This is a genomic window from Luteimonas huabeiensis HB2, assembly GCF_000559025.1.
GTDB lineage: Bacteria > Pseudomonadota > Gammaproteobacteria > Xanthomonadales > Xanthomonadaceae > Luteimonas > Luteimonas huabeiensis.
Genome location: NZ_JAAN01000032.1, coordinates 84658 through 111390 on the forward strand (window position 1 = coordinate 84658; position 26733 = coordinate 111390).

Here is a 26733-nt window from a genome sequence, read left to right on the forward strand (position 1 = left end):
GATCACCAGCGGTAGTGGGCGAACGCCTTGTTCGCTTCCGCCATGCGATGGGTCTCCTCGCGCTTCTTGATCGCGCCGCCGCGGTTCTCGGCGGCGTCGATCAGCTCGGCGGCCAGCTTGCGCGGCATGGTGTTTTCGCCGCGCTTGCGCGCCGACTCGATCACCCAGCGCATCGCCAGCGCGGTACGGCGCGAGGCGCGCACTTCGACCGGCACCTGGTAGGTGGCGCCGCCGACGCGGCGGGACTTCACCTCGACCGCGGGGGCCACGTTGCCCAGCGCCTTCTCGACCAGCTCGAGGGCATCGCTGTTCTTCTCGCCGATGACGTCCATCGCGCCGTACACGATCTTCTCGGCGACGGACTTCTTGCCGCTCTTCATGACCATGTTGATGAAGCGCGCGATCGTCTCGCTGCCGTGCTTCGGATCGGGCAGCACCGAACGCTGCGGAGTGTTTCCCTTACGCGACATGTCTTCTCTCCTCAGCCCTTCGGACGCTTGGCGCCGTACTTGGAACGCGCCTGCTTGCGCTTGGCGACGCCGGCGGCGTCGAGCGAACCGCGCACGGTGTGGTAGCGCACGCCCGGCAGGTCCTTGACGCGGCCGCCGCGGATCAGCACCACGCTGTGCTCCTGCAGGTTGTGGCCCTCGCCGCCGATGTACGAGATGACCTCGTAACCGTTGGTCAGGCGCACCTTGGCGACCTTGCGCAGCGCCGAGTTCGGCTTCTTCGGCGTCGTGGTGTAGACGCGCGTGCACACCCCGCGGCGCTGCGGGCAGTTGGCCAGCGCGGGCGAGGTGCTCTTGTAGGTTTCCGGGCTGCGCGGTTTCCGCACCAGCTGGTTGATCGTTGCCATCGTGGTCTGGTTTCTTTGGTTGGGGCCTGACGCCCGTGCGTGAAAACGAAGGCAGGCCGACATGCGGCCCACCCAGACAGAAAAGTATAGCCCTCGCCGACCCGGAGGGTCAACGCGAGGACTATCCACCCGGGCGAGGGCCGAGGCCCCCGCCCGGGAATTCCTGCGATCCCGCCCGTCCCTGGGCCGAACACGAGGCGCATCCGTGGCGCCTCCTTTCGTGATCTGGGACGGCCCGCAGGCCGTCGCGTGGTGCGGATTCTACCCGAAGATCGCCCGTGCCGGGCGGAACGCGGCGACCGCCGCGCCCGTCCGGCGCACGGTCACTCCGCGGCGCCGGCCTCCGGCGCCGCCTGGGCGGTCTCGGCATCGGCCTCGGCCGCCGGGGCCGCGTCCGCGGCGGCGCTGCCGCCGGAGAGGGTCTCCATCTCCGACTCGGTCAGCCCGGAGGCGTCGCGACGGCGCTGGGTGTGGTAGGCCAGGCCGGTGCCGGCCGGGATCAGCCGGCCGACGATCACGTTCTCCTTCAGGCCGCGCAGGCTGTCGCGGGTACCGCGCACGGCGGCCTCGGTCAGCACGCGGGTGGTCTCCTGGAAGGAGGCCGCGGAGATGAACGACTCGGTCGCCAGCGACGCCTTGGTGATGCCCAGCAGCACCGGCTCGTACTTGGCCGGCAGCTCGTTGCGCGCCAGCAGCTTGGCGTTGTCCTCGATGACCCGCTGCTTCTCGACCTGCTCGCCCGCCAGGTAGCGGCTGTCGCCGGCGTCGGTGATCTCGACCTTGCGCAGCATCTGGCGAATGATCACCTCGATGTGCTTGTCGTTGATCTTCACGCCCTGCAGGCGATAGACGTCCTGGATCTCCTTGACCAGGTACGCGGCCAGCTCCTCGACGCCCTTCAGGCGCAGGATGTCCTGCGGGCTCGGCTCGCCGTCCACCACCGTCTCGCCCTTCTCCACGTGCTCGCCCTCGAACACGATGATCTGGCGGTACTTCGGGATCAGCTCCTCGTGCTCCTCGCCGTCGGCGCCCTTGATGATCAGGCGCTGCTTGCCCTTGGTGTCCTTGCCGAAGCTGACCACGCCCGACTTCTCGGCCAGGATCGCCGGGTCCTTCGGCTTGCGCGCCTCGAACAGGTCGGCCACGCGCGGCAGGCCGCCGGTGATGTCGCGGGTCTTGGACGCTTCCTGCGGGATCTTGGCGACCACGTCGCCCACGCCCACCGCGTCGCCGTCCTGCAGGTTCACCACCGAACGCGGCGGCAGCAGGTACTGCGCCGGCAGGTCGGTGCCCGGGATGTTGAGGTCGTCGCCGTTCTTGTCGACGATGCGCACGATCGGACGCAGATCCTTGCCCTGCGAGCCGCGCCGCTTGGGATCGGTGATCTCGCGCGAGGCCAGGCCGGTCAGCTCGTCGGTCTTCTCGATCACGGTCACGCCGTCGACGAAGTCGACGAAGCGCACGAAACCGGCCACTTCCGAGACGATCGGGTGGTTGTGCGGATCCCAGTTGGCCACCGTCTGGCCGGCCTTGATCTCGGCGCCGTCCTGCACCGCGATCGTGGCGCCGTAGGGCAGCTTGTAGCGCTCGCGCTCGCGGCCGTGCGCGTCGAGCACCGACAGCTCGCCCGAGCGCGACACCGCGACCAGGCTGCCGCTGGCGTGCTGGACGTGCTTGAGGTTGTTGAACTTGATCGAGCCGGTGGTCTTGACCGTCACGTTGTCGATCGCCGCCGCACGCGAGGCCGCGCCGCCGATGTGGAAGGTCCGCATCGTCAGCTGCGTGCCGGGCTCGCCGATCGACTGCGCGGCGACGACGCCGACCGCCTCGCCGTGGTTGACCAGGTGGCCGCGGCCCAGATCGCGGCCGTAGCACATGGCGCAGACGCCGAACGAGCTTTCGCAGGTGATCGTGGAGCGCACCTTGATCGCCTGCACGCCGGCGTCCTCGAGCTTCTGCACCCAGGCTTCGTCGAGCAGCGTGTTGCGGGTGACGACCGGATCCTCGTCGTCGCCGGGCAGGAACACGTCCTCGGCCACGATGCGGCCGAGCACGCGGTCGCGCAGCGGCTCGACCACGTCGCCGCCTTCCACGATCGGGGTCATGGTCAGGCCCGCGACGGTGCCGCAGTCGGTCTCGGTGATCACCACGTCCTGCGCCACGTCCACCAGGCGGCGGGTCAGGTAGCCGGAGTTGGCGGTCTTGAGCGCGGTGTCGGCCAGGCCCTTGCGCGCGCCGTGGGTCGAGATGAAGTACTGCAGGACGTTCAGGCCCTCGCGGAAGTTCGCGGTGATCGGCGTCTCAATGATCGAGCCGTCCGGCTTGGCCATCAGGCCGCGCATGCCGGCCAGCTGGCGGATCTGCGCCTGCGAACCGCGCGCGCCGGAGTCGGCCATGATGTAGATCGAGTTCATCGACTTCTGCGCGACCTGCTTGCCTTCGGCATCGGTCACGGTTTCGGTGCCGATCGCGTCCATCATCGCCTTGGCCACGCGCTCGTTGGTGCGCGACCAGATGTCGACGACCTTGTTGTAGCGCTCGCCGGCGGTCACCAGGCCCGACTGGTACTGCTGCTGGATCTCCAGCACCTCGGCCTCGGCCTCGGCCAGGATGTCCTTCTTCTCCGCCGGGATGGTCATGTCGTCGATGCCGATCGACACGCCGGCGCGGGTCGCGTAGCCGAAGCCGGTGTACATCAGCTTGTCGGCGAACACGACCGTGTCCTTCAGGCCCAGCTGGCGGTAGCAGGAGTTGATCAGGCGGCTGATGTTCTTCTTGCTGAGCTCGGTGTTGACCAGCGCGAAGGGCAGGCCCTCCGGCAGGATCTCGGCCAGCAGCGCGCGCCCGACCGTGGTGTCCACGATCGAGACCTTCTTCTCGCGATTGCCTTCCTCGTCGATCACCGTCTCGGCGATGCGGACCTTGACCTTGGCGTGCAGGTCCACGACGCGGTTGTCGTAGGCGCGCTTGACCTCGGCGACGTTGGCGAACGCCATGCCCTCGCCCGCCTTGTTCTCCAGCGCGCGGGTCATGTAGTACAGGCCGAGCACCACGTCCTGCGACGGCACGATGATCGGCTCGCCGTTGGCCGGCGAGAGGATGTTGTTGGTCGACATCATCAACGCGCGCGCTTCCAGCTGCGCCTCGAGCGACAGCGGCACGTGCACGGCCATCTGGTCGCCGTCGAAGTCGGCGTTGAACGCGGTGCAGACCAGCGGGTGCAGCTGGATCGCCTTGCCCTCGATCAGCACCGGCTCGAACGCCTGGATGCCCAGGCGGTGCAGGGTCGGCGCGCGGTTGAGCAGCACCGGGTGCTCGCGGATCACCTCTTCCAGGATGTCCCAGACTTCCGCCTCTTCGCGCTCGACCAGCTTCTTGGCGGCCTTGATGGTGGTGGCCAGGCCGCGGCGCTGCAGCTTGGAGAAGATGAAGGGCTTGAACAGCTCCAGCGCCATCTTCTTCGGCAGGCCGCACTCGTGCAGGCGCAGGGTCGGGCCGACCACGATGACCGAGCGGCCCGAGTAGTCCACGCGCTTGCCGAGCAGGTTCTGGCGGAACCGGCCCTGCTTGCCCTTGATCATGTCGGCCAGCGACTTGAGCGGGCGCTTGTTGGTGCCGGTGATGGCGCGGCCGCGGCGGCCGTTGTCCATCAGCGCGTCCACCGACTCCTGCAGCATGCGCTTCTCGTTGCGCACGATGATGTCGGGCGCGTTGAGCTCGAGCAGGCGGCGCAGGCGGTTGTTGCGGTTGATGACGCGGCGGTACAGGTCGTTGAGGTCGGAGGTCGCGAAGCGGCCGCCGTCGAGCGGGACCAGCGGGCGCAGGTCCGGCGGCAGCACCGGCAGCACCGTCATGATCATCCACTCGGGGCGATTGCCCGACTCGACGAACGCCTCGACCAGCTTGATGCGCTTGGTCAGGCGCTTGAGCTTGGTCTCAGAGCCGGTGCCGGCGATCTCTTCCTTGAGCTTGACCATCTCGGCCTGCAGGTCGATCGTGCGCAGCAGGTCGTAGACGGCCTCGGCGCCCATCGCGGCGTCGAAGTCGTCGCCGTGCTCCTGGCGCATCTGCATGAACTGCTCCTCATTGAGCAGCTGGCCGCGCTCGAGCGGGGTCAGGCCCGGCTCGGTGACCACGTAGGCCTCGAAGTACAGGATGCGCTCGATGTCGCGCAGGGTCATGTCCAGCATCAGGCCGATGCGGCTGGGCAGCGACTTCAGGAACCAGATGTGGGCGACCGGCGAAGCCAGGTCGATGTGGCCCATGCGCTCGCGGCGCACCTTGGCCAGCGTCACTTCGGTGCCGCACTTCTCGCACACCACGCCGCGGTGCTTCATGCGCTTGTACTTGCCGCACAGGCACTCGTAGTCCTTCACCGGGCCGAAGATCGCGGCGCAGAACAGGCCGTCGCGCTCGGGCTTGAAGGTGCGGTAGTTGATGGTCTCGGGCTTCTTGACCTCGCCGAACGACCACGAACGGATCATGTCCGGCGACGCCAGCGCGATCTTGATCGCGTCGAAGTCGAGCGTCTGGCGCTGCTGGTTGAAGAGGTTGAGCAGGTCTTTCATGTGTTGTCTCCGAGAGGCCAGGGGCCGGAGGCCAGAGGCCAGGGATAGGGGCGGGAAGAAGAGTCAGGGGTCGCAGACCAGGGACCAGGGAAAGCGCGCATCGCTGCTTCTTCCCGGCCCCTGGCCCCTGACCTCTGGCCTCAGTGCTCCTCCAGCTCCATGTTGATGGCCAGCGAGCGGATTTCCTTGACCAGCACGTTGAACGACTCCGGCATGCCGGCGACCATCTCGTGTTCGCCGTCGACGATGTTCTTGTACATCTGGTTGCGGCCCTGCACGTCGTCGGACTTCACCGTCAGCATTTCCTGCAGGGTGTAGGCCGCGCCGTAGGCTTCCAGCGCCCAGACTTCCATCTCGCCGAAGCGCTGGCCGCCGAACTGCGCCTTGCCGCCCAGCGGCTGCTGGGTGACGAGCGAGTACGGGCCGGTCGAGCGGGCGTGCATCTTGTCGTCGACCAGGTGGTTGAGCTTGAGCATGTGCATGTAGCCCACGGTCACCTTGCGCTCGAACGCGTCGCCGGTGCGGCCGTCGTAGAGCTGGGTCTGGCCGCTGACCGGCAGGTCGGCGAGTTCGAGCATCTTCTTGATCTCGGACTCGGCCGCGCCGTCGAACACCGGGGTCGCCATCGGCACGCCGTCGGTGAGGTTCCTGGCCAGGGTCAGCAGCTCCTCGTCGCTGAACTGCGACAGGTCCACGCGCTCGCCGAGCACGTCGCTGTCGTGGTTGTAGATCTGGCCGAGGAACTCCCGCAGCTCGGAGACCGCACGCTGCGCGTCGAGCATGCGCTGGATCTTCTCGCCCAGGCCCTTGGCCGCCCACCCCAGGTGGACCTCCAGGATCTGGCCGATGTTCATGCGGCTCGGCACGCCCAGCGGGTTGAGCACGATGTCGACGGTCTGGCCGTCGGCCATGTATGGCATGTCCTGCACCGGCACGATGTTGGACACCACGCCCTTGTTGCCGTGGCGGCCGGCCATCTTGTCGCCCGGCTGGATGCGGCGCTTCACCGCCAGGAACACCTTGACCATCTTCAGCACGCCCGGGGCGAGGTCGTCGCCCTGGGTGATCTTGCCGCGCTTGTCCTCGAAGCGCTTGTCGAACTCCTTGCGGTGCGCGTCGATCTGCATCTGCGCGCGCTCGATCGCCTCGACCGCGTCGGCGTCCTTCATCCGCAGCGCGAACCAGTCGGACTTCTTCAGCGCGTTGAGCACCTCGGAGGTCACGGTGTCGCCCTTCTTCACGCCGGGGCCGCCGTTGGCGATCTTGCCCAGCAGCTGCGACTTCAGGCGCGCGTAGATCGCGCTTTCGAGGATGCGGAACTGGTCGTCGAAGTCCTTCTTGACGCGCTTGATCTCGGACTCCTCGATCTGGCGCGCGCGCTTGTCCTTCTCGATGCCGTCGCGGGTGAAGACCTGCACGTCGATGACGGTGCCGTCCATGCCCGGCGGCACGCGCAGCGAGCTGTCCTTCACGTCGGAAGCCTTCTCGCCGAAGATCGCCCGCAGCAGCTTCTCCTCGGGGGTGAGCTGGCTCTCGCCCTTCGGCGTCACCTTGCCGACCAGGATGTCGCCGGCGCGGACCTCGGCGCCGATGTACACCACGCCCGACTCGTCGAGGCGGTTGAGCGCCTGCTCGGAGACGTTCGGGATGTCGGCCGAGATCTCCTCCGGGCCCAGCTTGGTGTCGCGGGCGACGCAGGTGAGCTCCTCGATGTGGATCGTCGTGTAGCGGTCTTCCTGGACCACGCGCTCGGACAGCAGGATCGAGTCCTCGAAGTTGTAGCCGTTCCAGGGCATGAACGCGACCAGCATGTTCTGCCCGAGCGCCAGCTCGCCGATGTCGGTCGAGGGGCCGTCGGCCAGCACGTCGCCGCGGGCGACCACGTCGCCCACCGCCACCAGCGGGCGCTGGTTGATGCAGGTGTTCTGGTTGGAGCGGGTGTACTTGATCAGGGTGTAGATGTCGACGCCGGCGTCGGTGCCGCCGGAGATCTCGTCCTCGTTCACCTTGACCACGATGCGGCCCGCGTCGACCTGCTCGATCACGCCGCCGCGGCGCGCGTTCACCGTCACGCCCGAGTCGCGCGCCACCGCGCGCTCGATGCCGGTGCCGACCAGCGGCTTCTGCGCGCGCAGCGTCGGCACCGCCTGGCGCTGCATGTTGGCGCCCATCAGCGCGCGGTTGGCGTCGTCGTGCTCCAGGAACGGCACCAGCGCCGCCGCGACCGAGACGGTCTGCATCGGCGAGACGTCCATGAAGTCGACCTCGGACGGCGGCTTCAGCAGCGACTCGCCCTGGAAGCGGCAGTCCACGAACTGGGCGTTGAGGTTGCCGTGCTCGTCCTGCGGCGCGTTGGCCTGGGCGATGACGTACTCGTTCTCCTCGATCGCCGAGAGGAACTCGATCTCGTCGGTCACCTTGCCGTCCACCACCCGGCGGTACGGCGTCTCCAGGAAGCCGTAGCGGTTGGTGCGGGCGAACACCGCCAGCGAGTTGATCAGGCCGATGTTCGGGCCTTCCGGGGTCTCGATGGTGCACACGCGGCCGTAGTGGGTCGGGTGCACGTCGCGCACCTCGAAGCCGGCGCGCTCGCGGGTCAGGCCGCCCGGGCCGAGCGCCGAGACGCGGCGCTTGTGGGTGACCTCGGACAGCGGGTTGTTCTGGTCCATGAACTGCGACAGCTGCGAGGAGCCGAAGAACTCCTTGACCGCGGCCGCGACCGGCTTGGCGTTGATCAGTTCCTGCGGGGTCAGGCCATCGGCCTCGGCCATGGTCAGGCGCTCGCGCACGGCGCGCTCGACGCGCACCAGGCCGACGCGGAACACGTTCTCGGCCATCTCGCCCACCGAGCGCACGCGGCGGTTGCCGAGGTGATCGATGTCGTCCACGGTGCCGCGGCCGTTGCGGATCTCGGTCAGCACGCGGATCACGTCGAGGATGTCGGAGGTGTCGCCGTACTGCTCGCGCAGGCGCGCGGAATCCTCGTCCTTGCGCTCGGCGTAGTACTTGGCGTCGTAGAGCACGGCCGCGCCCTCGGTCTCCTTGCGGCCGAGGCGGCGGTTGAACTTCATCCGGCCCACGGCCGAGAGGTCGTAGCGCTCGAAGGTGAAGAACAGGTTGTGGAACAGGTTCTGCGCGGCGTCCTTGGTCGGCGGCTCGCCGGGGCGCATCATGCGGTAGATCTCGACCAGCGCCTCGAGCTGGGTGCGGGTCGGGTCGATGCGCAGCGTATTGGAGATGTACGGACCGCGGTCCAGGTCGTTGACCCAGATCGTGCCGATGGTCTCGACGCCGGCCTTGCGGAAGGCCGCCAGCTGCTCGTCGTTGATCTCGTCGTTGGCCGAGGCCAGCAGCTCGCCGGTGGCGGGATCGACCACGTCGTGCGACAGGATGCGGCCCAGCAGGTACTCGTCGGGCACCGCCAGCGCGGCGATCCCGGACGCCTCGAGCTGCTTGATGTGGCGCGCGGTGATGCGCTTGCCGGCCTCGACGATCACCGTCTCGCCGTCGGCCAGGTCGAAGTCCAGCGTCTCGCCGCGCAGGCGCTCGGGCACCAGCTCCAGCTGCACGCCTTCCTTGGGGTCGATGTGGAAGGTGTTGATCTCGAAGAACTCGTTGAGCATCTCCTCGTTGGAGTAGCCCAGCGCGCGCAGCAGGATCGACACCGGCAGCTTGCGGCGACGGTCGATGCGGGTGAACAGCGCGTCCTTCGGGTCGAACTCGAAGTCCAGCCAGGAGCCGCGGTAGGGGATGATGCGCGCGGAGTACAGCAGCTTGCCCGAGCTGTGGGTCTTGCCGCGGTCGTGGTCGAAGAACACGCCCGGCGAACGGTGCAGCTGGGAGACGATGACGCGCTCGGTGCCGTTGACGATGAAGGTGCCGTTCTCGGTCATGAGCGGGATCTCGCCCATGTAGACCTCCTGCTCCTTCACGTACTTGATGGCCTTGCTGGACGACTCGCGGTCGTAGATGACCAGGCGCACGGTCACGCGCAGCGGGGCGCCGTAGGACAGGCCGCGGTTGCGGCACTCGCGCTCGTCGAACACCGGCTCGCCGAGCTTGTAGCCGACGTATTCCAGCGCTGCGTAGCCGTTGTAGCTGACGATCGGGAACACCGAATTCAGCGCGGCGTGCAGGCCGCGATCCTCGCGCCGGGCCGGATCCACGTCGGCCTGCAGGAACTCGCGGTAGGAATCGACCTGGATCGCGAGCAGGAACGGCACCTCGATGATGCTGCCGCGCTTGCCGAAATCCTTGCGGATGCGCTTCTTTTCGGTGAAGGAATACGTTGTCGTCATGGGATATGACCGCCTTTGGCATCGACGGGCCGCGCGTCCGCGACCCTGGGGACCGGCCATCGCATGGATGGCCCTGGGGGAAACCGCCAGTGGGAAGTCGCTGGTATTGCCGGCACCAGCACGCCCTCTCCCGCTACTTCCTACTGGCGACTCGTCTTAGGAGCAGAGATTCGGGATTGGAGATTCCGGATCCGGACCAGCAGAGGAATCCTCATGCCTGGCCGATCCCGAACCCGCAATCCCGAATCCCGGCCGTCGCAACAACGGCCAAAGGCCGGGGGCTTTCGCCCCCGGCCTCGGGTGGTCGCCTGACGGGGTCGGGCGACGCAAGGAGCGCTTACTTCAGCTCGGCGGTGGCGCCGGCAGCCTCGAGATCCTTCTTGATCTTCTCGGCTTCTTCCTTCGAGACGCCTTCCTTCACGTCCTTCGGCGCGCCCTCGACCAGGTCCTTGGCCTCCTTCAGGCCCAGGCCGGTGATCGCGCGGACCACCTTGATGACCTCGACCTTCTTCTCGCCGGCGGCCTTCAGGACGACGGTGAACTCGGTCTGCTCCTCGGCGGCGGGAGCGGCGGCGGCGGCCGGGCCGGCGGCCACGGCGACCGGGGCGGCGGCGGACACGCCGAACTTCTCTTCGAACGCCTTGACCAGCTCCATCACCTCGACGAGGGACTTGCTGCCGATGGCTTCCAGGATTTCTTCGTTGGAAAGGGACATTGTGATTACCTGCGGTTGACTGTTGACGAAACGGCTGTCGGATGCGTACCGAACGTGGGACTCACCGGGGATTTCAGGCGGCCTTGGCCTGGCCGACCGCGTTGATCACGCGGGCGGCGGAGGCGGCGGGCTCGGCCAGGACGCGGGCGAGCATGGTGGCCGGCTGGGCCATCATGCCGACCAGCATCGCCAGCGCCTGCTCGCGGGTCGGCAGCGATGCCAGGACGTCCACGTGGGAGCCCGGGTACTTCTGCCCGCCCACCGAAACCAGGCGCGGCTTCAGCTTGTCTGCGGTCTTGGCGAAATCCTTGATGAGGCGGCCGGCGGCGCCCGGGTCTTCCTTCGAGAAGGCGTACAGCAGCGGACCGGTCAGCTCGTCGGCGATGACGGCGTAGTCGGTGTCGGCTACCGCACGCGAGACCAGGGTGTTCTTCGCTACCTTCAGGTAGACCCCGCTCTCGCGCGCCTTCTTGCGCAGGTCGGTCAGTTGCCCGACCGTCAGACCCATGTACTCCGCGGCGACCAGCGAGTGCGCCGATGCGGCGACCTCGGCCAGTTCGGCAACGACTTCCTTCTTCTGGTTCAGATTGAGAGCCATTGCACTCCTCCGTTTTGAAGCCGGGACTCCGGATCCGGGAACGGGACCGGGATGGGATCCCGTCCGTCCCGGCCGTCGGCCCGGCTTCGGAACTCCGCTCGCGGCTCCTGCCGCTTGCGGTCCTCGAGCGGCACCGGTCCGTCGATGCCGGGAAAGCCTCGCGGCCTTCCGGGTGGCAGCCGTTTCCAAAGCCTCTTGGAGGGTCGGCGACCATCTACGCAGGCCTGGGCGCTCGCGCGCCCGGGATTAAGCGGCCGTCCCCCGCATCGGCGGCGATTCCGTTGCCAATCGAGCGTCCGTGCCCGTCGCCGTTGCGTGGCCGACCGCGCCTGCGGTCTTTGACGGCGCCGCGCAAGGCCCGAAGACCCGTTGCGATGCCCTCAAAATTGGCGAGCGGGCGCGACGCGCGCGGCCCGCCCGGTACTGCGTGATGCCTTACTTCAGCGACAGCGACGACTGGTCGACGGTGACGCCGGGGCCCATGGTCGAGCTCAGCGAGATCTTCTGCAGGTAGGTGCCCTTGGCGGTCGCCGGCTTGGCCTTGACCAGGTCGGCCAGCAGCGCCTGCAGGTTGGTCTTCAGCCGATCGGCCTCGAAGTCGGCCTTGCCGATGGTGCAGTGGATGATGCCGGCCTTGTCGGTGCGGTAGCGCACCTGGCCGCCCTTGGCGTTCTTGACCGCCTCGCCGGGGTTCGGCGACACGGTGCCGACCTTCGGGTTGGGCATCAGGCCGCGCGGGCCCAGCAGCGTGCCGAGCTTGCCGACCACGCGCATGGCGTCCGGGGTGGCGATGACCACGTCGTAGTTGAGGTCGCCGGCCTGCATCTTCTCGGCCAGGTCTTCCATGCCCACGGCATCGGCGCCCGCGGCCAGGGCCTCGTCGGCCTTGGCGCCGGCCGGCGCGAACACCGCCACGCGCACGGTCTTGCCGGTGCCCTCGGGCAGCACGGTCGAGCCACGCACCTGCTGGTCGGACTTGCGCGCGTCCACGCCCAGGCGCACGGCCACGTCCACGGCCTCGGGGAACTTGGCGGTGCTGAGTTCCTTGACGATCTTCAACGCCTCGTCGATCGCGTAGGCCTTGCCGGGTTGCACCGCGGCCTTGATGGCCTGCTGCCGCTTGGTCTGCTTCGCCATGATCTCAGCCCTCCACCGTCAGACCCATCGAACGGGCCGAGCCCGCGATGGTGCGCACCGCCGCTTCCAGATCGGCCGCGGTCAGATCGGGTTCCTTCGCCTTGGCGATCTCCTCCAGCTGCTTGCGCGTCACCTTGCCCACCTTCTCGGTGTTGGGACGCTTGGAGCCGGACTGGACGCCCGCGGCCTTCTTCAGCAGGATCGTCGCCGGCGGGGTCTTGGTGATGAAGGTGAAGGTGCGGTCCGAATAGGCGGTGATGACCACAGGGATCGGCAGGCCCGGCTCGAGCTTCTGCGTGGCGGCGTTGAACGCCTTGCAGAACTCCATGATGTTCAGGCCGCGCTGGCCCAGCGCGGGACCGACCGGCGGCGAGGGGTTGGCCTGACCGGCCTTCACCTGCAGCTTGATGTAACCGACGACTTTCTTCGCCATTTCTGTGTGCTCTCCGGGTGCAAGCGCCTGTTCAGGCTCCCCATCGGGCCGGGAACAACGTCATCCAGAGCGGCACGCATCCCGGCATCGCGCCGCCGCTCGCGCAAAAGGCCGCCAGGGCGGCGGCCAATGCGGATGCCCGGCTCGACCGGACAGTGAGCCGCGCACTATAACAGGTTTCGTGGCGCCGGGGAAACCGGCGCCGCACCCGCGGTCAGGCCTTCTCCACCTGCCCGAACTCCAGCTCCACCGGGGTGGAGCGGCCGAAGATCAGCACCGCCACGCGCAGCCGGCTCTTCTCGTAGTTGACTTCCTCGACCACGCCGTTGAAATCGTTGAACGGGCCGTCGATGACGCGGACCATCTGGCCGGCCTCGAACAGCACCTTCGGGCGCGGCTTCTCGACGCCGTCCTGGACGCGCTGGAGGATCACGTCGGCCTCCTCGTCGCGGATCGGCAGCGGGCGGTCGGCGGTACCGCCGATGAAGCCCATCACCTTCGGCGTCTCCTTGACCAGATGCCAGCTCTCGCTGTCCATCCGCGGGATGCCGGCCTCGTCGTGGGTGGCGATCTGCACCAGCACGTAGCCCGGGAAGAACTTGCGCTCGGAGCGCCGCTTCTGGCCGGAACGCATCTCCACGACCTCCTCGGTCGGGACCAGCACGTCGCCGAACTTGTCCTGCATCCCTGCGCGCGCGATACGGTCGCGCAGCGCCTGCGCCACCGACTTCTCGAAGCCGGAATAGGCATGCACCACGTACCAGCGCTTGTCGCCTTGCGTTTCCATCAGGTCCAAAACCTCCTCAATGCCCCAGGAGCACGCGCAGCAGCCACTGGATGACGGTGTCGAAGCCGGCCAGGACCAGCGCGATGATGATGACCGCCACGATCACCACCCAGGTCATGCGGGTGGCCTCCTGGCGCGTCGGCCAGACCACCTTGCGCAGCTCGAAGCGGGTCTCGGCCAGGAACTCGCGGGTCTGGGCGCCCTTGAGACTGAGCATGAACACGGCGAATCCCGCCCCCACCCCCACCACCACGGCGCCGATCCGCGCCCAGGCCGGCCAGGCGCCGAACCAGTAGAACGCGAACACGCCGGCGGCGACGAGCGCGACCGCCAGGGCGTACTTGACGATGTCGCCGCTGGAGGTCGTCTTGGTTTGTTCGACTCTGCTGTTCACCGTTGACGCTTTCGCTCTCGCTCTTCGTGGGAAAGTCCGCGCTGGGACCGCGCGGGCTCGTGCGGAGGGTTCCGCATGCGACTGGCACGCCAGGAGGGACTCGAACCCCCAACCTGCGGTTTTGGAGACCGCTGCTCTGCCAATTGAGCTACTGGCGTGTAACTGGAACGGAACGCTCGCCCCGGCACCCGCCCTTAGACGGCGAAGGCGGACCGAGGTTCCTCAGGTCCGCCTCGCGGGTCGCGGCGAAGCGGCGGGCTCGCGATGCGCGCCCGCCGCCCGGATCACTTGAGGATCTTGCTCACCTTGGTGCGCTCGAACTTACCCTTGGCCATGGTTGCGTGTCTCGAATGAACAGTTGATTTGGATTGCCGCGAAAGGTGGTGCTCACGAATGGAATCGAACCATCGACCTCCTCCTTACCAAGGAGGTGCTCTACCGACTGAGCTACGTGAGCACTGAGTTGTTCCGTCCCTTCTCGCCGCCTGCGCCGCCCGGCGTTCCGGGCACCGCACCCGCCGCGTCCTGCGCCGGGGTGAATCGAGCCGCCTGACAGCGGGCGCCCAATGGAGCGGGAGACGGGAATCGAACCCGCACCATCAGCTTGGAAGGCTGAGGTTCTACCATTGAACTACTCCCGCATCTGCGGTTTTCGCGGGCCTCTGTCGCCGGCCCGCGGGTATCGCGTTGGTGGAGGGAGGTGGATGACTCGGGGCCTTCGACCCCTCGCCCTCCGGGCCGCGCCTTCGGCGCGTTCGGAAGCGCCCTCCGGCGCTTCCGTCGAACCACGGCGGCGGTTCTCACCCACCTCCACGGCTCTTCGTTCCAGCTTTGCGGGCCTCTGTCGCCGGCCCGCAGGTATCGCGTTGGTGGAGGGAGGTGGATTCGAACCACCGAAGGCGTAAGCCAGCAGATTTACAGTCTGCCCCCGTTGGCCGCTTGGGTATCCCTCCGCCGAATCGAAACCGGTGAAAACAGCCCGCGATTTTCGCCCCTTCCGGAGGCGCTGTCAACGCATTCCGGCATCCGATGCACAGGACCGGGGGTCTCGCGCAAGCGCGACAGTGTACGCGCTGCGGGCGCCCCCGCCCAGACCCGGCCGAGGCGTCAGACGTTGAAGCGGAAGTGCAGCACGTCGCCTTCCTGCACGCGGTACTCCTTGCCCTCCAGCCGCAGGCGCCCGGCATCGCGGGCGCCGGCCTCGCCGCGGTACTTGACGAAGTCGTCGTAGGTGATGGTCTCGGCGCGGATGAAGCCCTTCTCGAAGTCGGTATGGATCACCGCCGCGGCCTGGGGCGCGGTCGCCCCGGCCTTGACGGTCCAGGCGCGCACTTCCTTGACCCCGGCGGTGAAATAGGTCTGCAGGCCGAGCAGGCGGTAGGCCGCGCGGATCACCCGGTTGAGGCCCGGCTCGTCCAGGCCGAGATCCTCGAGGAAGGCGTCGCGGTCGGCGTCCTCGAGCTGGGACAGTTCCTCCTCGATCGCCGCCGACACCGGCACCACTTCCGCGCCCTCGCGTTGCGCGCGCTCGCGCACCGCGTCGAGCAGCGGATTGTCGTGGAACCCGTCCTCCAGCACGTTGGCCACGTACATCACCGGCTTCAGGGTGAGCAGGAACAGGTCGCGCACCAGCGCCCGCGCCTCGGCGTCCAGGCCCGCGGCGCGCGCCGGCGTGCCGTCGGCCAGCGCCTTCTGCAGGATCTCCAGCACCGGCCTGCGCGCGATGGCCTCCTTGTCGCCGCCCTTGGCGGCGCGCTCGGCGCGCTGCAGCGCCTTCTCCACCGACTCCAGGTCGGCCAGCGCCAGCTCGGTGTCGATGGTGTCGATGTCGGAGATCGGATCGACCTTGCCGGCGACGTGCACGATGTCGCCGTGCTCGAAGCAGCGCACCACGTGGGCGATCGCATCGACCTCGCGGATGTGGGCCAGGAACTTGTTGCCCAGGCCCTCGCCGCTGGCGGCGCCGGCGACCAGGCCGGCGATGTCCACGAACTCGACCGCGGTCGGGATCACCCGCTCGGGCTTCACGATCGCCGCCAGCTCGGCCAGGCGCGGGTCGGGCACCGGCACCACGCCGACGTTGGGCTCGATGGTGCAGAACGGGAAGTTGGCCGCGGCGATGCCCGCCTTGGTCAGCGCGTTGAAGAGGGTCGACTTGCCGACGTTGGGCAGGCCGACGATGCCGCATTTAATGCCCATGACGGGGGCCAGGGATCAGGGGCCAGGGGCCTGGGAAAAGCAGGATGTTCAAGACCGGAACTCCACAAGACGTGAGGTAATTGGATACGCGGACGACGCGGTGCGCTACTGGCCCCTGGCCTCCGGCCCCTGGCCCCTGGGCGTATGCAACCGCGTCATCGCGTCCATGAAGTTGCCCGAGACCGCGAGCGGCAGCACGTCGAGCGCGTCGTCGATGGCGCGGCCGGTCAGGATGTCGTCGTCGGTGCCGGCGCGGCCTAGCACCCAGGGCGTCACCTTGTCCTTGCTGCCGGGGTGGCCGATGCCGATGCGCAGGCGGTGGAAGCGACCGTGCCCGAGCAGGCGCATGATGTCGCGCAGCCCGTTCTGGCCGCCGTGGCCGCCGTCGAACTTCAGCCGCGCCACGCCCGGGGGCAGGTCCAGCTCGTCGTGGACGACCAGGGTCTGTTCGGGTTCGATCTTCCAGAAGCGCTGCGCGGCCAGCACCGACTTGCCGGACAGGTTCATGAAGGTGGCGGGCTTGAGCAGCCAGACCGGTCGCCCGCCGATATCGACGCGTGCGGTCTCGCCGAACAGCTTGGCCTCGACGCCGAAGCGGCCGCCGAAGCGCTCGGCCACGGCGTCGGCAAAGCGGAACCCGGCGTTGTGCCGGGTCCGCGCGTGTTCCGGGCCGGGGTTGCCCAGCCCGACGATCAGTCGCAATCCGTCCATCGCTAAGGACCGGCGGGCGCGCACCGCGCGCCCGCGCGGGGATCACTCGCCCTTGCCGGCTTCGGCTTCGGCGCCGCCCTCGCCGGACTCCTCCGGCTCGGCCTCGACGCGCCCGTGCTTGGCGACGACGACGGCGACGTCGTGGTCCGGCCCCAGCGCCAGCTCGGGAATCTCCACGCCCTGCGGCAGCTTGAGCTGCGAGAGATGGATGATGTCGCCCACCGCCAGTTCGGCCAGGTCGACCTCGATGAACTCCGGCAGGTCCTTGGGCAGGCAGCTGACGGTGACCTCGTTGAGCTCGTGCATCACGATGACGTCGGCGGCCTTGCCGGCCGGCGAGACGTCCTCGTTGACGAAGTGCAGCGGCACGGCGGTGCGCAGCTTCTCGTTCTCGCTCACGCGCTGGAAATCCAGGTGCATGATCTGCTGCTTGTACGGATGACGCTGCATGTCGCGCAGCAGCACCTGCTGCACGTCGCCGTTGAGGTTCAGGTCCAGGATCGAGGAATAGAACCACTCGTTCTGGCTGGCCAGCCAGACCTTCTCGTGGTCGAGCTGGATGTTGACCGGGGCGAGCTCGCCGCCGTAGACGACGGCCGGAATCTTGCCCGCGCGGCGGAGGCGGCGGCTCGCACCCTTCCCCCCGTCCTCGCGGCGCTCGACCGAGATTTCATGATTGGACATGTCGTATCACTCTTCGATGTTGCGATGATCCGCCTCGCGGCGGTTTGGCGACTCCCCCGCGACCAGGGAAGCCATTGGGAGAGGCCGGAGACCGGGAGCCAGAGGCCAGGGAAAAACGCGAGGACGACGCGCTTCGACTTTTCCCTGGCCTCTGGCCCCCGACCTCCGGCCCCTGATCTCAATCCACGTACAGCGAGCTGACCGACTCGCCGAAGGCCACGCGGCGGATGGTCTCGGCCAGCAGCTCGGCCACGCTGAGTTGGCGGATCTGCGCGCACTGGCGCGCAGCATCCGACAGCGGGATGGTGTCGGTGACCACCAGCTCGTCGAGCTGCGACCTGGAGATGTTCTCGATCGCCGCGCCCGACAGCACCGGGTGGGTGCAGTAGGCCACGACCTTGGTGGCGCCGTTCTCCTTGAGCGCCGCCGCGGCCGCGCACAGGGTGCCGGCGGTATCGACGATGTCGTCCACCAGCACGCAGGTCTTGCCCTGCACGTCGCCGATGATGTTCATCACCGTGGCGACGTTGGCGCGCGGGCGACGCTTGTCGATGATGGCCAGGTCCGCGTCGTCCAGGCGCTTGGCGATCGCGCGCGCGCGCACCACGCCGCCGACGTCGGGCGAGACCACGATCAGGTTGTCGGTGCCGTGCGCGCGCCAGATGTCGGCCAGCAGCAGCGGCGAGGCGTACACGTTGTCGACCGGGATGTCGAAGAAGCCCTGGATCTGGTCGGCGTGCAGGTCCACCGTGAGCACGCGGTCGGTGCCGACCGAGCCGATCATCTTCGCCGCCACCTTGGCGGTGATCGGCACCCGGGAGGAGCGCAGGCGGCGGTCCTGCCGCGCATAGCCGAAGTACGGGATCACCGCGGTGACGCTGGCGGCCGATGCGCGCTTGAGCGCGTCGATCAGCACCGCCAGCTCCACCAGGTGCTCGGCGCTGGGCGCGCAGGTCGGCTGGATGACGAACACCTCCTGCCGGCGCACGTTCTCCTCGATCTCGACCTGCACCTCGCCGTCGGAGAAGCGCGAGACCAGGGCCTTGCCCATGCGCGTGCCGAGCTCGCGGCACACCGCCTGGACCAGGGGCCTGTTGGCGTTGCCGGAGAAGATCAGGAGGTTGCGATCTTCTTTCATTTTGGGGGCGTCTCCGCGTCGCTCTGACCGTAGCGGGTGGGGGAATGGACCTGCCGGATGGCAGGGGCGGCAGGATTCGAACCTGCGAATGCCGGGATCAAAACCCGGTGCCTTGGACCTCTTGGCGACGCCCCTGGGGAGCCGGGACTCGGGATTGGGGACTGGGGGTTCGAAAAGGCGCGGCGATGCGCTTCCACGAACTCCCTAATCCCGAATCCCCAGTTCCAGCCTTTCGAGCACCGGCGAGCGCGCGGCGCCGGCGACCACCCAGGCCCGGAGACCCTGCGGCAGCGCGGCGCGCGCGGCCTCGGCGTCTTCGCGGTCGGCGAATTCGACGAAGCAGCCGCTGCCGGTTCCGGTCAGCCGCGCGCGACCCACCCGCGACAACGCCGCGAGCGCGGCCTCGACGGCCGGTTCGCGGCGACGCAGGACCGGCTCGAACGCATTGCCGAGCGGAGCACCCGAAACGAAGTCGGCTATTGTCGCGGGCGCAGCATTTCGCGTCAATTCGGGATCGGCGAACAGGGCCGCGGTCGGCACTCCGACGCCGGGATCGGCGAGCAGGTACCAGGCCGGCGGCAGGTCCAGCGGCAGCAGCCGCTCCCCCACCCCCTCGGCCCAGGCATTGGCCCCGCGCACGAACACCGGCACGTCGGCGCCGAGCTGCAGGCCCAGCGCGGCCAGCCGCTCGCGCGGCCAGTCCAGCCCCCACAGCCGATCCAGGGCGAGCAGCACGGTGGCGGCATCCGACGAGCCGCCGCCGAACCCGCCGCCCATCGGGATGCGCTTTTCGACGCGGATGTCGACCCCGAGGCCGACGTTCGCCGACGCTGCCAGAAGTTTCGCCGCGCGCACGGCAAGGTCGTCCTCCGCGGCCACCCCGTGCGGGCCGTCGCCGGCGCGGACGATCCGGCCGTCGTCGCGCGGCCGCAAGTGCACGGTGTCGCCCCAGTCCAGCAACCGGAACACCGTCTGCAGCTCGTGGTAGCCGTCGTCGCGGCGCCCCAGGATCCGCAGGAACAGATTCAGCTTCGCCGGCGCCGGCCAGGCGCTCCAGCCGCCGCCCACCGGGCCCGCTTCCGGGCTCACGGCGCCGCAGGCTCGCCCAGGCGCCAGTCGTCGACGATCAGCCGCACCCGGGCGTCGTCGCGCCGCGCGTCCACGCGCAGCGGCAACGCCGGCGCGCCGCCGGTCTCGGGCTGCCAGGCGAGATAGTCGATGGTCCAGCCGTCCTGGCGCAGTTGCGCGAGGCGCCCTTCGGCGTCGAAGGCCACCTCGGCCTCGCCGAAGCGCGCATCGTCGGCGCGGGCGCCGGCCGCCCAGGCGGCCATCGCCGCGACCGGGATCTCCAGTCCGGTGGCCTCGTGCAGCAGCAGGCCGACGTCCGCGCCCTGGCGCGGCCCGCCCTCCAGGCCCTCGATGCGCGCGCCCGCCGGGCCGCCGGTCAGGCGCCAGCTCTGGCGGGTGACCGGCGCGCTCAGGGTGACCGCATAGTCGGCCCCGCGCTGACGCCACTCGATGCGTCCGTTGCCGCCCTCGCGGCCCTTGGACAGGGCCACCCGGCCGCTGAAGGCCAGCGCGGGCTGCGCGCGCAGCGCCGCCTCGCGCGCCTCCAGCCGGGCGGTCGCGGCGGCGAGCGCCGGCCCGGACAGCACCACCGTGGCCGGCGCCGGGCCCGGCCGCGTGGTCGCGCAACCGGCCAGCAGCGCGCCGGCGAGCAGCAGCAGCGCGCCGCGGCGCGCGCGCCTCACAGGTCCACCCCGGTGTGTTCCAGGGCCCGGCGCAGGGAGCGGTTGTCGGGATCGAGATCCATCGCGCGGCGGAAGTACTCCCGCGCCTCGTCCTCGCGCCCCATGGACCACAGCACCTCGGCGATGTGCGCGGCGACCTCGGCGTCCTTCATCAGGGTCCAGGCGCGACGCAGCTCGACCAGGGCCTCGGCCTTGCGGCCCAGCCGGTAGAGCACCCAGCCGTAGCTGTCGATGATCGCGGCGTTGTCGGGCTCGGCGACGCGGGCGCGATCGATCAGCTCCAGCGCCTCGCGGTAGCGGTCGGTGCGGTCGGCCAGGGTGTAGCCCAGCGCGTTGAGCGCGGCCACGTTCTCCGGCTCGGCCACCAGGATCCGGCGCAGGTCGGCCTCGGCGCGGGCGATGTCGTCGCGCCGCTCCCACATCAGCGCGCGCGCATAGAGCAGCGCGCCGTCGTCGGGATGCGCGCCCAGGCCGCGGTTGTAGGCGTCGAGCTCCGCGTCGGGCCGCTCGTCCTGCTGGTGCAGCTCGGCTTCGAGCAGATAGGCGTCGCGGCGCAGATCCTCGTCGGCGGAGGCGTCGCCTTGCATCCGGCGCAGGGCGGCGAAGGCCTCGTCCTTGCGCCCCAGCTCGAACAGCACCCGGGTGGCGCGCATCCGCGCGATGCTGCGCGGCTCGCCGCCGGGCACGCTCTCGTACCACTCCAGCGCTTCCTCGTAGCGTTCCAGGTACTCGGCCATCTGGCCCAGCAGCAGGCGCCGCCCGGGATCGGGGGCGGCGGCTTCGCCGCGCAGCTCGGCATACAGCGCCTCGAGCGCCGGCTTGTCCTCGGCCTTGACCAGCAGCGAGGCCCGCAGGCCGTAGCTGCGCTCGTCCTGGGGCCCCATGCCCATGATCCGCGCGGCGTCGGCGGGCGCGCCCAGGCTGTCGTACTCGGCGGCGATCGCCAGCCGCAGCTCGGGCGAGCGCAGGGCCTGATCCTCGACCGGCGCCAGCGCCGCGCGCGCGCCCTCGACGTCGCCGTCCTCGCGCAGCTGGGCGGCGCGCAGCAGGGCCACGCGCGGCTCCTCCGGGAAGCGCCTCACCACCTCGTCGAGGATGCGCGGCGCGACGTCGCCGCCCAGCCGCTGGGCCAGGCCGCCGAAGGCCAGCCAGGCCTGCAGGTCGTTGGGGATCGCGCCGCTGTCGACCAGGCGGTCCAGCAGGCGCGAGGCGGCCTCGGGATCGCGGCTGCCGGTGCCCAGCGCGGCCAGCGCGTGCCGCCAGCCGGCCGGATCGGGATCGCGCAGCAGCGCCACCAGCTCGCGACGCGCGGCGCGCTCGCGACCGGTGCGCAGCAGCCACGTGGCCTCGATGCCGCGCATCTCCACCGTGCGCGGCGCGCGCTGGGCCCAGAGCCGCAGCGCCTCGCCGGCGCGCGCGTCGTCGTTGGCCAGCAGCGCGATGCGCACCGCGCGCTCGGCCAGCGCGGCATCGCCATCGGCGGCGCGGGCGGCGCGCAGGTAGGCGTCGGCGGCCTCCTCCAGGCGACCGGCCTGCAGGGCGAACTCGCCGGACAGGGCGGCCTCGAGCAGGTCGGCGGGCATCGCCTCGCGGGCGGCGGCCGGGGCGGCCAGCAGCCCCAAGGCCAGGGCCAGAACGGAAAGTCGGCGGGCGAAAGCGGAGAAAACGGGCATCGGGGACGATCGGGCCGTAAAATACGGCGTTCGGCCGCAAGCTTATCGCAAGCCCCTGAACGCACGTCGCCCGCTGTCATGAGCCTTTTCGCCCTCGGCATCAACCACCAGAGCGCGCCGGTCGCCCTGCGCGAACGGGTGGCCTTCGCCGAGCATCGGCTGCCGGAGGCGCTGGCGTCGCTGCGCGCGCTGCCGCCGGTGCGCGAGGCGGCGCTGCTGTCGACCTGCAACCGCACCGAGCTCTACGCGATCGCCGACGACGACGGCCGGGCGCTGGCCGACTGGCTCGCGCGGCGCCCCGACGCCGACCTCAGCGCCTACCTGTACGTCCACCGCGGCAGCGAGGCGGCGCGGCACCTGTTCCGGGTGGCCACCGGCCTGGACTCGCTGGTGCTGGGCGAGCCGCAGATCCTGGGCCAGGTGAAGCAGGCCTGGGCCGCGGCGCGGGCGGCCGGCACCCTCGGCAGCCGCCTCGACCGCCTGTTCCAGCACGCCTTCGTGACCGCCAAGCGCGCGCGCAGCGAGACCCGGATCGGCAACAGCCCGGTGTCGGTGGCCTCGCTGGCGGTGCGGCTGGCGCAGGAATCGTTCGCGCGGCTGTCGGAGTCCACCGTGCTGCTGATCGGCGCCGGCGAGACCATCGAGCTGGCCGCGCGGCACCTGGTGCAGGCCGATGCCCGCCGCCTGCTGGTCGCCAACCGCACCCTCGCCCACGCCCAGGCGCTGGCCTCGCGCCACGGTGGCGTGGCACTGCCGCTGCCGGATCTCGACCGCCACCTTTCGCAGGCCGACGTGGTGTTCTCGGCCACCGCCAGCCGCGAGCCGGTGCTGCACCGCGCCCAGGTCGAGGCGGCGCTGAAGGCGCGCCGGCACAAGCCGATGCTGCTGATGGACCTGGCGGTGCCGCGCGACATCGCGCCCGACGTCGGCGAGCTCAAGGACGCCTACCTGTACACCGTCGACGACCTGGAACGGGCCGTCGAGGACAACCGCCGCAACCGCCGCGAGGCCGCCGAAGCGGCCGAGGCGATCATCGACCTGCAGGTGTCGCGCTACCACGAGATGCTGGCGGCCAGCGCCTTCCACGCGCCGCTGAAGCTGCTGCGCGCGCACGGCGAGCGCGCGCGCGCCGAGGCCCTGGCGCGCGCGCGCCAGCAGCTGGCCGCCGGGCGCGACCCGGACGCGGTGCTGGAATCGCTCGCCCACACGCTGACCAACCGCCTGCTGCATGCGCCGACCGCCGCCGTGCGCGAGACCGCCGCCGGCGGCCACCCCGAGCTGGCGCGCGCCCTCGAGCGCGCGCTGCGCCCCGCCCACGCCCCCGCCGACGATGCTGCCGACCCTGCGCCGCAAGCTTGAGGCGCTGGCCGAGCGGCGGGACGAACTGGAACGGCTGCTGGCCGAACCGGAGGTCGCCGCCGACCCCACGCGCTTCCGCAGCCTCTCGCGCGAATTCTCGCGCCTGGAGCCGCTGGCCGCCGCGCTCGCCGCCGAGCGCCAGGCGCGCCAGGACCTGGCCGGCGCGCAGGCGCTGCGCGACGACCCGGAGCTGGCCGAACTGGCCGACGAGGAGATCGCCGCGGCGCAGGCGCGGCTGGACGCGCTCGACGCCGAACTGACCGCGCTGCTGGTGCCGCGCGACGCGCGCGACGAGGGCGGCCTGTACCTCGAGATCCGCGCCGGCACCGGCGGCGACGAGGCCGCCATCTTCGCCGGCGACCTGTTCCGCATGTACGCCCGCTACGCCGAGCGCCAGGGCTGGCGGGTGGACGTGGAGTCGGCCAGCCCCGGCGAGCACGGCGGCTTCCGCGAGATCGTCGCCCGCGTGGAGGGCGCCGGCGCCTACGCGCGGCTGAAGTTCGAATCCGGCACCCATCGCGTGCAGCGCGTCCCGGAGACCGAATCGCAGGGCCGCATCCATACCTCCGCGGCCACGGTGGCGATCATCCCGGTGGAGGAAGACGGCGAGCCGGTGGAGCTCAACCCCGCCGACCTCAAGGTGGACACCTTCCGTTCGTCCGGCGCCGGCGGCCAGCACGTCAACAAGACCGACTCGGCGATCCGCATCACCCACCTGCCCAGCGGGCTGGTGGTGGAATCGCAGACCGAGCGCTCGCAGCACGCCAACCGCGACAAGGCGATGAAGCGCCTGCGCGCGATGTTGGCCGAGGCCGAGGCCGCACGCCGCGCCGCGGCCACCGCGGCCACGCGCAAGCTGCAGGTGGGCAGCGGCGACCGCAGCCAGCGCATCCGTACCTACAACTACCCGCAGGGCCGCATCACCGACCACCGCGTCGAGGGCCTGACCCTGTACGACCTGCCGAACGTGCTCGAGGGCGCGCTCGACCCGCTGATCGAGCGCCTGGCGCAGGAACACCAGGCCGAGGAACTGGCGCGGCTCGCCGAGGCGGGCTGAGCAGCGCTGGGGCGCGACGCCGTCGCCGCCGACGGGTGACAGGCGCCGGCCGACGCGCGAGCATGGCGCGCCGCCCGCCCGCCCGACCGACCGCCATGCCCGCCGACCTCCGCCGCGCCGCGCCCGACGATCTCGACGCCGTCGCGTCGCTGTTCCACCGCTACCGCACCTTCTGCGGCCAGCCCGACGAGCCGGCGCGCAGCCGCGCGTTCCTGGCCGAGCGCCTCGCGCGCGGCGAGTCGGCGGTGCTGCTGGCCTCGCGCGCGGGCACGGCGGCCGGCTTCGTGCAGCTGTACCCGATGTTCTCCTCGGTGCGGCTGGGCCGGGTCTGGGTGCTCAACGACCTGTTCGTCGAACCGGCGCAGCGCCGCCGCGGAGTGGCGCGCGCGCTGCTCGACGCGGCCGCCGGCTTCGCCCGCGCCGACGGCGCGCTGCGGCTGGAACTGGAGACCACGCCGGACAATCACGCCGCGCAGGCCCTCTACCGCGCCGCCGGCTGGCAGCGCTTCGATGGCACGCTGTGGTTCCGCCTGCCGCTGGACACGGCATGAGCGCCAGCCCGACCGACCCGCGCGCGCAGGCGCGCCTGGCGGTGCAGCGCGCGCCGCAGGACGCGATGGCCTGGATCCTGCTCTCCGACGCGGAGCTGGAGGCGGGCGATGCCCGCAACGGGGCCGGCGCGGCGCAGCGCGCGCTGCAACTGGCCCCGGGCCATCCGGAAGCGCTGGCGCGGCTGGGACGCGGGCTGTGGATGCTGGGCCGCCACGACGATGCCGTGCGGGCGCTGCACGCGGCCGCCGCGCGCGCGCCGGGACACGCCGGCATCGCGGTCTGGCTGGCCCACGCGCTGGAAGACGCCGGCCGTGCCGAGGACGCCAACCAGGCCTATGCCCGCGCGCACGCGCTGGCGCCGCAGCACCCGCAGATCGCCGCCTACCTGCTGGCCTGGCGCCGCCGGCTGTGCGACTGGCGCGGGGTCGACGCGCTGTCGCGGCAGGTGCGCGAGGCGGTCGCCGCCGGGCAAGCGGCGATCGAGCCCTTCGCCTTCCTCAGCGAGGACGCCTCGGCCGCCGAGCAACTGGCCTGCGCGCGCCTGCGCGCGGCCGACCTGGCCGCGCGGGTGCGCCCGCTGCCGCCGCCGGCCCCGCCCGCGCCCGGCGAGGTCGTGCGGGCGGGTTTCCTGTCCAACGGCTTCGGCGCGCACCCGACCGGGCTGCTGACCGCGGCCTTCTTCGAGGCGCTGCGCGCGCACGGCGGCCCGGAACTGCACCTGTTCGCGCTCAACCGCGACGACGGCAGCGCGATCCGCCGGCGCCTGCAGGCGGCCGCGCACGGCCTGCACGAAGTCGCCGACCTGCCGCACGCGCAGATCGCCGGGCGCATCCGCGAGGCCGGCATCGAGGTCCTGTTCGACCTGCGCGGCTGGGGCGGCGGCGGCCGCCCGGAGGCGCTGGCGATGCGGCCGGCGCCGGTGCAGGTCAACTGGCTGGCCTATCCCGGCACCAGCGGCGCGCCCTGGATCGACTACGTGCTGGCCGACCGGATCGTGCTGCCGGAGGCGCTGGCCGCGCACCATTCCGAACAGCCGGCCTGGCTGCCGCGCTGCTTCCAGCCGTCCGATACGCGGCGCGAGATCCCGCCGCCGCCGGCGCGCGCCGAATGCGGGTTGCCGGAGACCGGCACCGTGTTCTGCTGCTTCAACAACAGCTACAAGCTCAACCCGGCCTCGTTCGCACGGCTGATGGCGGTACTGCGCGCGGTGCCGGGCAGCGTGCTGTGGCTGCTCTCGGGCCCGGGCGAGGCCGACCGCCGCCTGCGCGAGGCGGCGCGCGCGGCCGGCGTGGACCCGGCACGGCTGGTGTTCATGCCCAAGCAGCCGCAGGCCGCCTACCTCGCCCGCCTGCGCCTGGCCGACCTGTTCCTCGACTGCAACCCCTACAACGCGCACACCACCGCCTCCGACGCGCTGTGGGCCGGCTGCCCGGTCCTCACCCGCCCGGGCGGCACCTTCGCCGCGCGCGTGGCCGCCAGCCTCAACCATCACCTGGGCCTGGCGGAGCTCAACGTCGCCGACGACGGCGCCTTCGTCGCCGCCGCCGTCGCGCTGGGCCGCGACCCCGACGCCCTGCGCGCGCTGCGCCGCCGGGTGCAGGCGAAGCGCGAGACCGCCGGCCTGTTCGACATGCCCGGGTTCGCGGCCGACTTCGCCCGCATCGTCGGCGCGATGTCCGCGCGCTACCGCCGCGGCGAGGCGCCATCGCCGCTGCGATAGGCCTGCGGAGGCCCTGCTGCTTTTCCTTCCCCCGCAAGCGGGGAGCACTCTGTTTTTCCCTTCCCCCGCAAGCGGGGAGCACTCTGCTTTTCCCTTCCCCCGC

Annotated in this window: 21 protein-coding genes, 5 tRNA genes and 1 other RNA gene; 4 read left to right on the forward strand and 23 right to left on the reverse strand. The window is 70.5% G+C overall.

Annotation, left to right across the window (positions count from 1 at the left end):
* Positions 1-2: 2 nt before the first annotated feature.
* The 23 genes from rpsG to Z164_RS0113680 form a co-directional block, all read right to left on the reverse strand.
* A complete protein-coding gene (gene rpsG / locus Z164_RS0113575) occupies positions 3-470 on the reverse strand; it encodes a 30S ribosomal protein S7 (protein WP_024891234.1) in 468 nt (155 codons plus the stop codon).
* Positions 471-481: 11 nt separating this feature from the next.
* Positions 482-856 (reverse strand): 30S ribosomal protein S12, encoded by a 375-nt coding sequence (gene rpsL / locus Z164_RS0113580; RefSeq protein ID WP_024891235.1) that lies wholly within the window; start codon positions 854-856, stop codon positions 482-484.
* Positions 857-1179: 323 nt separating this feature from the next.
* On the reverse strand, positions 1180-5424 hold the full coding sequence (rpoC, locus tag Z164_RS0113585) for a DNA-directed RNA polymerase subunit beta' (protein ID WP_024891236.1): 4245 nt from the start codon (positions 5422-5424) through the stop codon (positions 1180-1182).
* Positions 5425-5564: 140 nt separating this feature from the next.
* The gene (gene rpoB / locus Z164_RS0113590; RefSeq protein ID WP_024891237.1) at positions 5565-9722 is read right to left on the reverse strand and encodes a DNA-directed RNA polymerase subunit beta; all 4158 of its coding nucleotides are present in this window, start codon (positions 9720-9722) and stop codon (positions 5565-5567) included.
* A 337-nt stretch (positions 9723-10059) separates the two neighbouring features.
* Positions 10060-10437 carry a 50S ribosomal protein L7/L12 gene (rplL, locus tag Z164_RS0113595; RefSeq protein WP_024891238.1) on the reverse strand — a complete coding sequence of 126 codons (378 nt, stop codon included), beginning with the start codon at positions 10435-10437 and terminating at the stop codon, positions 10060-10062.
* A 73-nt stretch (positions 10438-10510) separates the two neighbouring features.
* Positions 10511-11035, reverse strand: coding sequence for a 50S ribosomal protein L10 (gene rplJ, locus Z164_RS0113600; RefSeq protein ID WP_024891239.1), 525 nt, complete (start codon positions 11033-11035; stop codon positions 10511-10513).
* Positions 11036-11470: 435 nt separating this feature from the next.
* Complete coding sequence (gene rplA / locus Z164_RS0113605; protein ID WP_024891240.1) at positions 11471-12172, reverse strand: 50S ribosomal protein L1; 702 nt, start codon at positions 12170-12172, stop codon at positions 11471-11473.
* 4 nt (positions 12173-12176) lie between these two features.
* On the reverse strand, positions 12177-12605 hold the full coding sequence (gene rplK / locus Z164_RS0113610; RefSeq protein WP_024891241.1) for a 50S ribosomal protein L11: 429 nt from the start codon (positions 12603-12605) through the stop codon (positions 12177-12179).
* A 214-nt stretch (positions 12606-12819) separates the two neighbouring features.
* A complete protein-coding gene (gene nusG, locus Z164_RS0113615) occupies positions 12820-13392 on the reverse strand; it encodes a transcription termination/antitermination protein NusG (protein ID WP_043690138.1) in 573 nt (190 codons plus the stop codon).
* Positions 13393-13408: 16 nt separating this feature from the next.
* The gene (gene secE / locus Z164_RS0113620) at positions 13409-13786 is read right to left on the reverse strand and encodes a preprotein translocase subunit SecE (RefSeq protein WP_024891243.1); all 378 of its coding nucleotides are present in this window, start codon (positions 13784-13786) and stop codon (positions 13409-13411) included.
* A gap of 82 nt (positions 13787-13868) precedes the next feature.
* A tRNA-Trp gene (locus Z164_RS0113625) sits at positions 13869-13944 on the reverse strand.
* Between the two features lie 223 nt (positions 13945-14167).
* Positions 14168-14243: transfer RNA gene (locus tag Z164_RS0113630), tRNA-Thr, on the reverse strand.
* 110 nt (positions 14244-14353) lie between these two features.
* A tRNA-Gly gene (locus Z164_RS0113635) sits at positions 14354-14427 on the reverse strand.
* Between the two features lie 47 nt (positions 14428-14474).
* A non-coding RNA gene (locus Z164_RS21990) (RtT sRNA) lies at positions 14475-14611 on the reverse strand.
* A gap of 42 nt (positions 14612-14653) precedes the next feature.
* A tRNA-Tyr gene (locus tag Z164_RS0113640) sits at positions 14654-14739 on the reverse strand.
* 154 nt (positions 14740-14893) lie between these two features.
* On the reverse strand, positions 14894-15985 hold the full coding sequence (gene ychF, locus Z164_RS0113645; RefSeq protein WP_024891244.1) for a redox-regulated ATPase YchF: 1092 nt from the start codon (positions 15983-15985) through the stop codon (positions 14894-14896).
* A gap of 105 nt (positions 15986-16090) precedes the next feature.
* Complete coding sequence (gene pth, locus Z164_RS0113650) at positions 16091-16696, reverse strand: aminoacyl-tRNA hydrolase (protein ID WP_024891245.1); 606 nt, start codon at positions 16694-16696, stop codon at positions 16091-16093.
* Between the two features lie 42 nt (positions 16697-16738).
* The gene (locus Z164_RS0113655) at positions 16739-17380 is read right to left on the reverse strand and encodes a 50S ribosomal protein L25/general stress protein Ctc (RefSeq protein WP_024891246.1); all 642 of its coding nucleotides are present in this window, start codon (positions 17378-17380) and stop codon (positions 16739-16741) included.
* 178 nt (positions 17381-17558) lie between these two features.
* Positions 17559-18518 (reverse strand): ribose-phosphate diphosphokinase, encoded by a 960-nt coding sequence (locus tag Z164_RS0113660; protein ID WP_024891247.1) that lies wholly within the window; start codon positions 18516-18518, stop codon positions 17559-17561.
* A gap of 58 nt (positions 18519-18576) precedes the next feature.
* A tRNA-Gln gene (locus Z164_RS0113665) sits at positions 18577-18653 on the reverse strand.
* 69 nt (positions 18654-18722) lie between these two features.
* Positions 18723-19607: a 4-(cytidine 5'-diphospho)-2-C-methyl-D-erythritol kinase gene (gene ispE / locus Z164_RS0113670; RefSeq protein WP_043690140.1), complete on the reverse strand. Its 885-nt coding sequence runs from the start codon at positions 19605-19607 to the stop codon at positions 18723-18725.
* Entirely contained in the window at positions 19604-20269 is a 666-nt protein-coding gene (gene lolB / locus Z164_RS0113675) for a lipoprotein insertase outer membrane protein LolB (RefSeq protein ID WP_024891249.1), read from the reverse strand. The genes ispE and lolB overlap by 4 nt, the downstream gene beginning before the upstream one ends.
* Complete coding sequence (locus tag Z164_RS0113680) at positions 20266-21942, reverse strand: tetratricopeptide repeat protein (protein ID WP_024891250.1); 1677 nt, start codon at positions 21940-21942, stop codon at positions 20266-20268. The genes lolB and Z164_RS0113680 overlap by 4 nt, the downstream gene beginning before the upstream one ends.
* A 78-nt stretch (positions 21943-22020) precedes the next feature.
* On the opposite strand from Z164_RS0113680, the gene hemA reads away from it, so the two are divergent.
* From hemA to Z164_RS0113700, 4 genes are all read left to right on the forward strand, one after another.
* The gene (hemA, locus tag Z164_RS0113685) at positions 22021-23301 is read left to right on the forward strand and encodes a glutamyl-tRNA reductase (protein ID WP_024891251.1); all 1281 of its coding nucleotides are present in this window, start codon (positions 22021-22023) and stop codon (positions 23299-23301) included.
* Positions 23273-24358, forward strand: a complete 1086-nt coding sequence (prfA, locus tag Z164_RS0113690) for a peptide chain release factor 1 (RefSeq protein ID WP_024891252.1) — start codon at positions 23273-23275, stop codon at positions 24356-24358. The genes hemA and prfA overlap by 29 nt, the downstream gene beginning before the upstream one ends.
* Before the next feature lie 95 nt (positions 24359-24453).
* Positions 24454-24909, forward strand: coding sequence for a GNAT family N-acetyltransferase (locus Z164_RS0113695; protein ID WP_024891253.1), 456 nt, complete (start codon positions 24454-24456; stop codon positions 24907-24909).
* Positions 24906-26630 carry an O-linked N-acetylglucosamine transferase, SPINDLY family protein gene (locus Z164_RS0113700; RefSeq protein WP_024891254.1) on the forward strand — a complete coding sequence of 575 codons (1725 nt, stop codon included), beginning with the start codon at positions 24906-24908 and terminating at the stop codon, positions 26628-26630. Before Z164_RS0113695 ends, Z164_RS0113700 begins: the two co-directional genes overlap by 4 nt.
* The last annotated feature ends 103 nt before the right edge of the window (positions 26631-26733 follow it).